The organism is Gemmatimonas sp., assembly GCF_041689975.1.
GTDB lineage: Bacteria > Gemmatimonadota > Gemmatimonadetes > Gemmatimonadales > Gemmatimonadaceae > Gemmatimonas.
Genome location: NZ_JBDNFF010000081.1, coordinates 1 through 12,292, shown reverse-complemented (window position 1 = coordinate 12,292; position 12,292 = coordinate 1). Strand labels below are relative to the sequence as shown.

The following is a 12,292-nucleotide window of genomic DNA, read 5'->3' as shown; positions in this document are numbered from 1 at the left end:
GGGGCGCTCCATTCGCCATCACCGAATCCGCTCATGGTGGCGTCCGGACGAAGATTTGACGCCACTTTGAACATCGACATGAAAGGAAAGCCCCAAGCAGACGACCTCACAATGTCTAGTCCAGCACCCCTGACCATTTTCTCCAACCCGGGAAGCGTGTAGTGGCGGAGGTGGCCGAAACCGGCCTCCAACGGGCGAATCGGTCCACTCGGGACCGTGATCATCAAATAGCGACCGGTCATATCTACGAGATTCGCGAGCGAAGCGGCGTCGTCGCGCGTGTGTTCCAGTACCTCAGAACAGATGACGAGATCGAAGCTCTCGTTCAACGAGTCTTGGGTGATGTCGACGGTTTCCCAGCGCACCCATGGCTGGCGGATGCGATTCTCGGCCACGGTCGCAGCCGAGTTGTCGACACCGGTGAGTTGCACGTCAGGCAGAGCCTGTCGCATCTCGTCGAGCAAGTGACCAGGCCCGCACCCGACATCGAGCACGGTCTCGATGTCGAGTCCGGAGGTCCACGATCGCACAAGTCGGCGGCGGTGGACGCCTGCCGGGTAATAACGCACCATGTCAGTCCAGAGCTTCCAGCCCTCGTCATGGTCGACCATGCCATCTGCGGTTCGGGGCGTGTCGACGGCATGCGAAAGGACTTTTGGACTGCCACCAGGTTCGTTGCTCCTCGTCGAACTCGATCCGACGTCATGTTGTGTCATGGGGTGAGGCTAGTACGGCGCTGTCCAGGGCGGGTGCTGCCAGTCTGATCGGGGTGAGGTCAGACTCGTCGGGACCAACACGCCGGATGCAGGCTGAGTGGCCGGCGACGATCAACAAATATCACCGTCAGCCCGATGAGGTCGTGGTTGTCGACTCGCCGAGGAATGTCGTTTTGTCGAACCAGCGCGCTGTAAGAAATGTGGTGGAGCCGGACGTCCCGGGTAGTTCGACGACGTCATAGATATCGGCGAGTAGGCCCCCAGCGCTGTTCGGGAGAGTGGGGAAGCCGCCGATCACGAAGTCGGGCCGAGTCGCAATCGACTCGGCGAACGTCGGCTCGCCGACGCACGGGAACACCGGCTTGTAGAAAGGATCGATCTGGAACGTATAGCCGGCTCGGTTGAGTTCGGCGACTGACCGAGCGCGCACCGACCGTGGTACTCCGAGCAGTATGGAGTCGGCGGGCCCGGCCACGCGAAGGCGGAAAAACTCGGCCGCCGGTGGGTGATTGCCAATGTCTGCGATGACCCTCGTACCATTGATGTGGGACAGTCCTTCAATGAGCGGGTTGAACTCCTCAAGCGATTCGCGTGGGTCGGCTGCATACTCGACCGACAGTGAGCCTTGTCCAGCTAAATCTCCGTTCGCGTCGACAATTAGCGTCGTGGACTCCTCGGGTAAGCGGTACCAGCCAGTCGTGATGGTTTCGCCACTAGCGTCGTCAGGGGGGAGGATGTTTCGTTGCCGCCCAGACACCGCACGATCGCTTCTGGTCGAGGGTGTTGTTCCGTTTTGCCAGTAGTCGAGTGAGGTGCTTCGGCTGGGGTCAACGAGATGGATTCTGCTCCCCAATCCGCAGTGGTCACCATTGGGCTGGGCTAGCCCTCTAGCGTTCATTTGGGAGATCGCGATCCCTCGGTTGTCTCCTAGGTCGCCCGCAACGTCCAGCGCTACAGGCACGAACAGCATCGATAGCAGGAAAGGAACAGCCACAAGCGCTCCGCAGAGTGGCTTGCCTCGCTGCGAAGTCCAGATCGCCCCGCCAGCAACGGAAGCCGCAATGACGATCCCGATTGCAAGCGGTGAGGAGAGGAGATCCACAATCGCCTCTGGACGACCTGAGCGCAGGTTCACCGGAAAGAAGTCCCCCCAACGGTCGGGCGAACGAAACGAGACAACGCATATCCCTGCGAGCACAAGAACAAGTCCCAGCCCGCTAAACCATGTTGAAGTAGCTTTGCGCCGCCACGAGCCGAACTCGACGGAAAACGCAAGAGCGGTAAGCCCGGCAATTGACCCGAAGTGCCAGGGCCACTTGGTGGGCGTAATCATGAGAGCGACAAGTCCTCCCAGTAGCATTAAAGCGAAGAACGTCTCTTCGATCCTGCTGCTGCGCCGCCTGAGAGCTAACGAGGCGAACACGGCGAGTGCCAAAAGCACTGATGCCCTTCGCAGGACCGTGTCGAAGGGAAACGACGAGAAGAGCCAGGAGTACCTGACTGGCTCATCAGCCCAGGTTCTCGCCGGAACCCCTGACTCGAACGCCTGCGCATTCGTGGTCCACGAGTGGTAGTCCCACCCAAGGAAGACACCCGCCAGCAGGACCACCGCCCCAACGGTGGCGGCGGCGAGGATGGTCATGGTCATACCGCTGACCGTTCGTCGCAGTCGAAGGTGGTATGCCGCCGCGACGGCGAGTGGGACCGCCGTCACCCCTCCGCTCGTATGGATGGCAGGTCCAGAGAATCCGACGATCACGAGCGGCAGGATGAGATCAACCCGGCGGGAATGAATGAAGTCGTAAGCGAGGCGTGCCCCGACCAGACTCAAGCAGGCGATGAACGGCTCTGGCCGTAGCGTGATGAGCCAGGCGAATGAAACAACCAAGTACGATAAGGCGGCGACCAGATCTCCGAGCTGACCTCGGTGCCTAAGCCGGCTTCGGATCCAGCGGATCTGCCACCAGCCCAGCAACACGGCGAGCAGCGGCAGTATGCGCAGGTAGATGAGTTCAGCAGTAACCGACGTGATCACGCGGTAGACCTCGTATTGCGGGGTGCCTAACGGCACTCGTGCGTCCCAAGTCTGAAAGACGTTGAAGAAGTTCGAGAACCCGTCGCCGAATTTCGCGGTTTGCAGAACCCAGCCATCATCGAGCAGGAACGGGCCGACTAGACACCACAAGACGAGACTGGTCGCTACAACGCCGTCAGTCCAGTCAATGTGCGGGCGCGTGCCCCGGCAGCGAGTTCTGGGCGCTAGCTGCACCCGACTTATCACGATGAGCACAAGTGCCCCGCTGCCCGCAGCGATCCAAAGCAGAATCTGCATTGGACTCGGGCTCGTTGCTCGATCGACGACGGTAGCGGTCGCCGTGACAGTCAGCCCTGATCGAGCGGCCTCCGCATCGGCAATCAAGGAACTTACCGTTATGGGCCGCGGAGCGGTGAAGGAGCCGGTCTTCCCGGCGGCACTCACGGTGACCATCCGACCGCTCACGTTGAGAGCCAACGCGCACAATTGCTCGCTCGAGAGTTCGAGCGCACCGATCTCGGTGTAGCCCGCGATGATGCGGATCCCAGTTGCCGAGCGCAAGATGATTAGCGGCATGCCGAGTTCGTTCTTGAGCCCGGTAGTGAAGAGGGTCTTATCGCTCAAAGGGGACGACGACGAAGGTGACTCGCACGCCCATTTTGCGACGAGCGCGTCCGGAGTATGACGCGCTATTTGGGCCGTCACCCCGACAAAGCCCTCGCCGCCATCGACGACTGAGGAGTTCCAGCTAATATCATGGGTGGCTGCTTCCGATGGCAGGATGCTCGCGAGTACCGCAGCGAGCAGCGTCAAGCCACAAAGGACGGCGATGTTTAATCGGGTAGTGCAGCGCACAACTGATTTACCAAATCATCGCCGTAGAACTGAGACGCGTTGCGCCTGAGGAAGCCAACCTAGGCCGTGATGCACGGAACTCTCGACTCTGCCGAGCGAGGAAGGCACGAGTCTGTCGTATCCGGTCTTGTCGCGAATGTAGTTCCCGCGGTCCGCGTCGAGAAGAAGACGTTCGAGCCGGGATGCGCCGGTGGTGCGAACCGGGTCGATCGTCAGTACGAATCCGTCGTGGTCGAGCAAGGGTGAGCAGTTTTCCAGCACACCCTGCGCCTGCTCGTCCGTCAAGTGGTGTAGCACGCCCGAAAGCAGGACCACGTCAAAGACCTCCCCAAGGAATTCGGGTACTTTGGCGACATCGCCGAGGAGAATGCGGTCGTTTCTGCGAAGCCGACGCTCCACGTAACGCACGTACTTTTCGTTCAGCTCGAGGCCGGTCCATTCCACCTCGCCCATCAGGTCTCTGTCTGGCGCAGGCCCGCAGCCGATGTCCAACACACGTAGACCCGGCGTTGTTGGAAGGAAGCGCTCCAGGAGCTTTCGCTTGATCATCCTGCCACCAAGTAGTCGCATATGTGTGCGGTAGACGACCGGGCTTTCTAGTAGATCGGTTGGCTTCCAAGTTGCTGTCATGTCATTGCCTCCTGTTTGGACCTTCTAGAGCGACTACGAATATCTGGCGGCTGGGACACTTGTCGCCGAGCCAAGGATGCGGGCCGCTCTCTTGATCGAAATCAAGTCTCCGACGTCGCTCCAAAACAACGAGACCATCGTCTCGGAATCACCCGAACAGGTTTCGGTGCCACTCGACCTGGGCGCCAAGGCCGTCTTCGATGGTGACTGACGGATTCCAGCCCAATTCGCGGCGCGCGGCTGAGATGTCAGCGCCGGTTCGGGGTGGGTCGCCACTGGCAGACCCATGTCGTTCGAGCGAGATCCTGTTGCCGACGATCTGTTCGATGGTGTCGATCACCGAGGCAAGTGAGATCGAAGAGCCTCCACCGATGTTGTACACCGAACCTGAGGCAACGTCGGCCTCGGCCGCCAACCTATTGGCGCTCACAGCGTCCTGCACATAGGTGAAGTCACGTATCTGTGACCCGTCGCCGTTCAGGTGGAATGTGCCATCGTGGAGTGCGGCCTCGATGAGGCGGTGCATGGCCATGTCCGGGCGCTGTCTGGGACCGTAGACCGTGAAATAGCGGAGCGAGACCGTGCTGAGATCGAAATTCCGAGCATAGAGGCGACAGAGGTGTTCGGCGGCGAGTTTCGTGACGCCGTACGGGCTCACCGGTGCTGGGAGGTCGTTTTCTGTCGTTGGAAACCGCTCCGCTGCACCGTACACAGAAGAACTCGAAGAATACACGACGCGTCGCACCCCTGATGCGACAGAACTCTCGAGCAGACGTTGTGTTGCGGTGATGTTCCATTTCGTGTAGTCGTCGAACCCAGCCCCAAACGAGCCTCGGACACCCGGCTGCCCGGCCAGGTGGTAGACGACGTCAGCGCCTTCTAGCACGCTGCTCAGATCGTCGAGGGCGAGGTCCAGTTCGAAGATGAGCGACTCGTCGACGGCAGCGACATTGCGACGCTTGGCCGATTGGTCGTAGTAGTCGGTGAAGGAATCCACCGCTCGGACTTCCACCCCATCTGCAACGAGGCGTTCCGTGAGTTGGCTGCCGATGAAGCCGGCAGCCCCGGTCACCACGGCGATCTGCGAAACGGTCACGAGGCGTCGGCCCGTGAATCGAGGTGTTGGAAGTCCTCGCGTACGGTCGATACGACAGGCGATCTCTTCCCGGTCCGCACGAGTGGGATCTCATCGACGTATTCCGTCTCGATGGACGTCTCGATCTCGCTGCCAACGAACTCGCGGAGCTCTTCCACCATCGTGTCGAACTTGGCATCCGTGTACTGGGCGCCCTTCACGATCTTGAGAGTGAATGCACCCTTGACGGTCTGGTGAATCTGGAAGAAGCGGACCAGGTGTTCATAGTCTTTGAAGAAGTGCGCAAAGAACGTGCCGGGCAACCAGGCGCCGTTGCCGCAATGAACGATCGCTTGGGTTCGCCCCTGAATCGTTCCGATTCGTGAGAGGTGCCGCCCGCAGTCGCACGGGATGGTCTGGTCAACTGCGGTAGCGAGGTCGCCGATGCGGTACCTGATCAGCGGCACCGAGAAGTTGTTCAAATCTGTGATCACGATCTCGCCCGTCTCACCAGGCAGCGCCGGTCGACCGTCCACCAGAATCTCGAGAATGTAGCTCTCGTCCATCACATGATGGGCGGCACCCGAATCGCACTCGTAAGCGATTCCGGAGAATTCTCGGCTCCCATACTTGTCGAAGACCTTCGTCTTGAATCCTGCCTCGATCCGATCGCGAACATTCTCCGGAAGCGCCTGTGCTGATGACATCATCGCCTTCGGGCTGAATCCAGGGTCGCCACCCTCGTTGACGTAGGTCGCCAGGAAGTTCAGCGACTCCGCATATCCGTCGACGAGCACCGGCTTGTGATCGCGTATGCGCTTCACGAAGAGTTCGAGCGTACCCGCACTGATTTCGAAGGCGGGCACGAAGAGCCTGCGCATGAACAACGCATCAATACGCTCTCGGACGATCTGGACACGGGACAACCCGATGGTCTGGTGCCACAAGCGAGCCTGCCGGTCCCCCATCTGCCATCCCGTCCACTCCAGGGCCCGCAAGGTCGTAGCGAAACGGACTTCGAGCTGAAAGCGGTCCGCATACGTGGTGAATGGTTCGCCGGTGGACCCACTCGTTGAGATCTTGTGCAGTTCCTTCTTCTTGTGGTCGCTGGCGAACATATCGAAGTACAGGTTCTTCCGTACGTCGTCCTTACCCAAGAGCGGTATGGATCGAAGGTCATCGAGGCTCTCGATGTCGGATGGTTGGATACCCGCTTCATCGAGCGCCCGACGATAATAGGGCACATGACTGTACGCGTGCTGGATCAACCGCTGAAGCTTGACCGTCTGCAACACGCAAAGGTCGGCGGCAGGAAGGAATTCAGTCTGCTTGAGTTCGAGGTAGAACGACCGTGCCCTCCTAGTGATCAACCACTTATGAAGCGGCATCGTGGCGAAGTACGACTCGAAGAGTGCCCGCCTCCATCCGGAGTACGGGTGCGAGGTCTTTGCGAGAGGGAGGGACCTCGGTACGACTGACAGGCCGTGACGGTTTGAGCCCTCGATGCGGTATTCGAGCAATGCAGCGGGGATATCGGCGATCGCCTCCATCGCCACTCTTGGTGCCTTTACATCGAGGAACGATGTGCCGGCCCGGCGCTCTTCGAACAGCGTCTCGACTTCGAGAATCGAGTATCCCTTGCGGTGTGCAGCGACGCCGATGAAGGTTTGGAAGTGGCGGTATCGGCGTCGAGGCGAGACGATGTCGACCATCACGCGTCGCGGGCCGAGCACGAAGCCCGACTTGTTGTCGGTCGAATGCATCCCGAACAGCACATTCAGCGTGACGTTGAGCCCCCGGGAATACAACAGGCGAGAGTCCTTGAGGCGACCGATCGAGGATCGCGTTCCCTGGACAATGTCGTAGTGCGATTCCAGGAGTCGTCCGTACAGCCGCGGGATCTCCTCGGGCGGATTCTGGAGGTCACCGTCGATCAAACAGGCGTAACGGCCCGACGCGGCGTCGAGTCCCGAACGCCATGCCGTCGGGATCCCCAGATTTTGAGTGTGGCGAACGCCGACGATCCGTGCTCCATGAATCTCAATAGCGCCTTCTATGAACGACCAGGTGTCGTCGGTGCTCCCGTCATCGACCACAACAATCTCGGCCGAAATCCCGGCCTCCTGACAGGTGGCAAGGGTCCGCTCGACGAGGGCCGAGATGTTCGCCTCTTCGTTGAGGCATGGGACGACAACGCTCACTTCGAACTGATCGGCCATTTCAGCCTCCAAGCCCTTCCCATACCTGACGCAAGCCGTCCTCCAGGCGCTGAGGTGCCCAATGCAGGTGGTGTCTTGCTCTAGTGGTGTCAGCAACGCGACGGGAGCCCGCAGTCCAGTCTGGGGGTGCCGATTCGGGGAGTTGACGGTAGTTGGCGATCGTCGTCATTTTTTCGGTGATCTCGTTGATCGAGATTCCACATCCGGTCCCGATATTGACGACGAGCCCGTTATGTCGTGCCTCTCCGAGTTGGTGCAGTGCGGAGACGACGTCATCGATGAAGACATAGTCGAGTTGCTGTTCCCCGTCGCCGACGATCACGGGGGCGAGCCCGGACTGCAATCTCTCGAAGTTCTTGACGATCACCGACTTGTATCCGCCCTCCGCAAACTGTCGGGGACCGTACACGAAGAAAAGTCGGGCAACCGCCCACTCGAGCCCATGGTCGCGGCCAGCGGATCGAAGCAGGTATTCCCCCGTCGCTTTCGAAGCGCCGTACACCGTGTCGGGTTCCAGGACGTCAAGCTCTGACATCGGTTCAGGCCCAACGGCTCCGTAGGCGTATAGCGACGACGTAAACACGACCTTCGCGTGTTCCTTTGCCGCTGCCGTGAAGAGGCGGTGCGAAGCGGTCACGTTCGTGTCGATCACGCTCTGTGGGGTGGCCTTCGATGAGTTGTACTTCTCGGCCGCGAGGTGGAACACAAGATCGGCGTCTTGAACGAGGCTCCGGAACTCCGCCTCGGAGAAGGTGGTGAGGTCACGGTCGAGTCTGGTGCAGGAAGCTCTCAGGCGAGACCAATCGCCTGTTCGCTGGTCGTCGATTCCGATGACGTTTGCGCCGCTCGATACCAGCGACTCGACCAGGTGGGTTCCGATAAATCCGGCCGCGCCCGTCACAATCGCCTTCACAGGTTTCCTCCCGATAGCAAGCGCTGGAGCATAACGTCCAGGTCATGGAACTCCGCGGAGGGCTCGATGGTCCCTTGGTGTACACGAATCCTGAGCGGTTGCCCGTGCACCGTGCGCTGGATCGACACACAGTCACACTATTCATCGTCTGGACGGTCGTTGTGCTGCTCACAGTGCTGTGGCTGGATCGTCTCGGAGAGGGGCGAACCTTCTTCTTCGACGAGTGGAACTTCGTCGTCGGGCGCTGGCGGTTCGAGCCGGACACCTTCCTCGCAGCGCACAACGGGCACCTCTCGATCGTGCCGGCGTCCGTGTTCTACGCCATGTTCGAGCTCGTCGGGCTCGACAACTACCGGGCATTCCGGTTTCTTGGCCTCTTCGTCCACGTGGCCGTCGCCACTGCCGTGCTGGTGTATGTGCGCAGGCGCCTCGGCTCGCTCGCTGGGCTGGGCGGCGGCATCGCGATCCTGCTGCTCGGGACGGGGTGGCAAAACATACTGTGGCCCTTCCAGATCGGCTTCATGGGGTCGGTGCTCGGCTTCGTGCTCGCCCTCCTCTTGCTCGAACGCCGAGCCACGCGATCGGACGCTGCTGCATCTGCGTGCGTCGCCATAGCACTCGGATGCTCTGGGGTCGGCGTGGCTGCGGCTGGAGCGATACTCGTGGAAACACTGTTCACTCGGCCATGGCGCCGCTGGTGGATCGCCATCGGGCCCTTGGAGGTCTACGCGGTCTGGTACCTCGTCTACGGCGAGTCGCAAGCCGACCTGGCGAACCTCGACGCAGTTCCCGACTACGCCTCGACCTCGGGTTCTGCTGCCGTCGCCGGCCTCTACGACCTCACGCTCGACTGGGGCCGGCTCGGATTAGGTGTGCTCGCCGGCCTGGCGATTGCCGTGCTACTGCACCGGCGGCATGTCCCCGCGCGGGTGCTCGCTCTCGTAGCCATGCTCGGAGCATTCTGGGGTCTCACGGCGCTTTCGCGTGGCCAATACGGCGATCCGGGCGCAAGCCGGTACATCTACGTCGGTGCCGTCGTGATCGTGTTGTTGATCACCGAACTCGTACCGACCCGGGCCGCACGCACGGTCGCGGTCGCCGGATTGGTTTTGGGTCTGCTGTCGGCCTGGGCCACCTCAGACTTGATGCGTGCCGGTGCGGGTGGCCTGCGCCTCGAGGGTGCGATCATCGGTGCTGAGCTTGGCGTCATCGAGACACTTCGCGACGTTGTCCCGGCCGACTATGCGATCGACCCGGTCCACGCTCCCGGGCTCACGGCCGGCAAATACTTCGAAGCCGTCGACGGGGTCGGATCGTCCCCGGCAATGCCCATCCAGGCTTTCGGCTCGCTGAGCGAGTTCGCCCGCACCGGAGCCGACCGGGTGCTCTTCGAACTCGCTCCGCCCGACATCTCGGCCGATGTATCGCTGGCGGGCCTGTGCGAAGCAACGGACCTCGTTCAAGTCGACTCGGTGAGCGTCATCGAGCCCGGTTCCACGGTGGTGCTCCAGGCATCCGATCCGAAGACGGTCGTGTCGTTGGGACGATGGGCAACCCCATCGTTCCCAGTCGAACTCGGCGGCACGAACCTGATCGTGTCGTTCCCCGACGACGAGTTCGGCGAACAGTGGACGATCGCAACCGAGTTCCCCGATACGCGCTTCTGCCTGGCGGACTGAGGCGGCTCGCTTCCGGAGCAAACCCGATCCAACAGATAGCATCGCGATGATGCACGAAAAGGACTTCGATATCTGCGTCGTCGGCGGATGCGGACACGTTGGTCTGCCACTGGCAATCGCATTCGCCCGAGCGGGCATCGATGTCGTGGTCTTCGACGTCAATCCGGTCGCTGTCGAGTCTGTCAATTCGGGAACGATGCCGTTCAAGGAACCGCAAGGTCCTGAGTTGTTGAACGAGGTTCGTGCCAACGGCTCGCTCCATGCGAGCACGGACCCGTCGGTGGTGGCACGCTCGAACGCAGTCGTGGTCGTCGTGGGCACCCCTGTCGACGAGCACCTCAACCCCGACCCTCACGCCGTGCCGTTGGCAGTCGAGCAACTCGCCGAGCATTTCCGCGAGGGGCAGCTGCTGGTGCTGCGTAGCACGGTGTATCCCGGCGTCACGAGGCTCGTCGAAGAGGTCGTGGACCGCCTCGGTCTCGGGATCGACGTGGCGTTCTGCCCGGAGCGGATCGCCGAAGGGAAGGCCTTCACCGAGTTGTACTCGCTGCCGCAGATCGTGTCGGGCCGCACCGACTCCGCAGTGAAGCGGGCGAGTGAGTTGTTCAGTCGTCTCACGTCGGAGATCGTGGTCGTCTCGCCCGAGGAAGCCGAGTTGGCGAAGCTCTTCACGAATACGTGGCGCTACATCAAATTCGCTGCAGCGAACCAGCTGTACATGATCGCGAACGAGCACGGTCTCGACTTCGAGCGCATTCGGCACGCAATCACCTACGAGTACCCCCGAGCTGCCGACATGCCCGGCGCCGGATTCGCCGCAGGACCTTGCCTCTTCAAGGACACGATGCAGCTGGCAGCATTCAACAACAACAACTTCACGCTCGGGCACGCCAGCATGATGGTCAACGAGGGCCTTCCCCTCTATCTCGTCGACCGGATGGAGCGTCGCTTCGACCTCAAGAACTCCACCGTCGGCATCTTGGGCATGGCGTTCAAGGCGGAGAGCGACGACATCCGCTCGAGCCTGTCCTACAAGCTGCGCCGGATCCTGCGGTTCAAGGCCGGAACCGTGTTGTGCACCGACCCGTACGTCACCGTCGACGCCGACCTCGTCCCCCTCGACGAGGTGCTCGAGCGTGCCGACATCCTCGTGGTGGCGGCGCCTCATCCCGAATATCGCGATCTCGACCCCGTTCAGGAAACAATCGACGTGTGGAACGTGTTGGGTCGGGGCGTGACCGTCTGATGCATCGCGTCTCGGTCGTGATTCCGGCCTACAACGAGGGCGACCACATCACTCCGGTGCTCGATCGAATCCTCGAGGCGGTCACGCTCCCGTGTGAAATTCTCGTCGTCGTGGACGACGAGAACGACAACACTGTGGGCGCCGTTGCCCGAGCAAGCGTGAAGTCCACCCATGTCAGGTGCGTGGTCAACACCTATGGCCGCGGTCCGGCGAACGCCATCCGATTCGGCATCGACGCTGCGACTGCGCCCGTAGCCGTCGTGACGATGGCCGATGGCTGTGACGACCCGTTCCAGATCGACGAACTCACCCGACTGGTCGAACGTGGCGTGGTTGTCGCCGCAGCCAGTCGCTACGCACGCACGGGACAGCAGGTTGGCGGCCCGTGGATCAAGTCGTCGCTCTCCCGTCTCGCTGGTCTCAGCCTGCACTACTTTGCACGCGTCGGCACAAGGGACGCGACCAACTCTTTCAAGGCATATTCGACCGACTTCGTGAAAGCGGTCGGTATCGAGAGTGATCGCGGGTTCGAGATCGGAATCGAGATGGTCGCCAAAGCTCGGCGGCATCGGCTTCCTGTCGCCGAGATCCCGACCATCTGGCTCGACCGTGCATTCGGTGAGTCGAACTTCCGCTTGAAGGCCTGGCTGCCTCGCTACCTCAAGTGGTACTTCTACGCCTACGGTCCGCGTCTCGAACTCGCAAACGCTACGTCGCTTCCACATTCGTCCACAGAGCAAGAAGGAATCGGTTCATCATGAAGGTGTTGGTCACGGGATCATCAGGGTTCATCGGCGGGTACATCGTCGAGGAGTTGCTCGCGAAGGGCTACGAGGTCGTCGGTGTCGACAACCACTCGAAGTACGGACGGGTCGCGAAAAGCTACGACGACAATCGCAACTATCGGTTGATCGAGGGCGATGC

Annotated in this window: 10 protein-coding genes; 4 read left to right on the top strand and 6 right to left on the bottom strand. The window is 61.1% G+C overall.

All coding sequences use genetic code 11. The features are described 5' to 3' along the window. The 6 genes from ACESNG_RS05915 to ACESNG_RS05890 form a co-directional block, all read right to left on the bottom strand. Positions 1–611 (bottom strand): trans-aconitate 2-methyltransferase (locus tag ACESNG_RS05915; RefSeq protein ID WP_373068193.1); only part of this gene is annotated, 611 nt, incomplete at its 3' end. A 232-nt stretch (positions 612–843) separates the two neighbouring features. Further along, complete coding sequence (locus ACESNG_RS05910) at positions 844–3,564, bottom strand: arabinosyltransferase domain-containing protein (RefSeq protein WP_373068191.1); 2,721 nt, start codon at positions 3,562–3,564, stop codon at positions 844–846. Between the two features lie 57 nt (positions 3,565–3,621). Continuing rightward, entirely contained in the window at positions 3,622–4,155 is a 534-nt protein-coding gene (locus ACESNG_RS05905; RefSeq protein ID WP_373068189.1) for a class I SAM-dependent methyltransferase, read from the bottom strand. Positions 4,156–4,384: 229 nt separating this feature from the next. Further along, complete coding sequence (locus ACESNG_RS05900; protein ID WP_373068187.1) at positions 4,385–5,332, bottom strand: NAD-dependent epimerase/dehydratase family protein; 948 nt, start codon at positions 5,330–5,332, stop codon at positions 4,385–4,387. Next, positions 5,329–7,530 carry a glycosyltransferase gene (locus tag ACESNG_RS05895; RefSeq protein ID WP_373068185.1) on the bottom strand — a complete coding sequence of 734 codons (2,202 nt, stop codon included), beginning with the start codon at positions 7,528–7,530 and terminating at the stop codon, positions 5,329–5,331. The genes ACESNG_RS05900 and ACESNG_RS05895 overlap by 4 nt, the downstream gene beginning before the upstream one ends. Position 7,531: 1 nt before the next feature. Then, positions 7,532–8,431 carry an NAD-dependent epimerase/dehydratase family protein gene (locus ACESNG_RS05890; protein ID WP_373068183.1) on the bottom strand — a complete coding sequence of 300 codons (900 nt, stop codon included), beginning with the start codon at positions 8,429–8,431 and terminating at the stop codon, positions 7,532–7,534. Positions 8,432–8,487: 56 nt separating this feature from the next. Between ACESNG_RS05890 and ACESNG_RS05885 the strand changes: the two genes are divergently transcribed. The 4 genes from ACESNG_RS05885 to ACESNG_RS05870 all read left to right on the top strand — a co-directional run. Beyond that, the gene (locus ACESNG_RS05885; RefSeq protein ID WP_373068181.1) at positions 8,488–10,122 is read left to right on the top strand and encodes a hypothetical protein; all 1,635 of its coding nucleotides are present in this window, start codon (positions 8,488–8,490) and stop codon (positions 10,120–10,122) included. 46 nt (positions 10,123–10,168) lie between these two features. Continuing rightward, entirely contained in the window at positions 10,169–11,368 is a 1,200-nt protein-coding gene (locus ACESNG_RS05880; RefSeq protein WP_373068179.1) for a nucleotide sugar dehydrogenase, read from the top strand. Further along, positions 11,368–12,129 carry a glycosyltransferase family 2 protein gene (locus tag ACESNG_RS05875; protein WP_373068177.1) on the top strand — a complete coding sequence of 254 codons (762 nt, stop codon included), beginning with the start codon at positions 11,368–11,370 and terminating at the stop codon, positions 12,127–12,129. The genes ACESNG_RS05880 and ACESNG_RS05875 overlap by 1 nt, the downstream gene beginning before the upstream one ends. Beyond that, positions 12,126–12,292: GDP-mannose 4,6-dehydratase (locus tag ACESNG_RS05870; protein WP_373068195.1), on the top strand; the 167-nt coding region annotated here is incomplete at its 3' end. The genes ACESNG_RS05875 and ACESNG_RS05870, both read left to right, overlap by 4 nt.

What these genes read in the sequence shown, in the direction of transcription:
- ACESNG_RS05905 (WP_373068189.1), bottom strand. Translation starts at nt 4,155, where the DNA reads ATGATCAAGCGAAAGCTCCTGGAGCGCTTCCTTCCAACAACGCCGGGT.
- ACESNG_RS05895 (WP_373068185.1), bottom strand. Translation starts at nt 7,530, where the DNA reads ATGGCCGATCAGTTCGAAGTGAGCGTTGTCGTCCCATGCCTCAACGAA.
- ACESNG_RS05885 (WP_373068181.1), top strand. Translation starts at nt 8,488, where the DNA reads ATGGAACTCCGCGGAGGGCTCGATGGTCCCTTGGTGTACACGAATCCT.
- ACESNG_RS05880 (WP_373068179.1), top strand. Translation starts at nt 10,169, where the DNA reads ATGATGCACGAAAAGGACTTCGATATCTGCGTCGTCGGCGGATGCGGA.
- ACESNG_RS05875 (WP_373068177.1), top strand. Translation starts at nt 11,368, where the DNA reads ATGCATCGCGTCTCGGTCGTGATTCCGGCCTACAACGAGGGCGACCAC.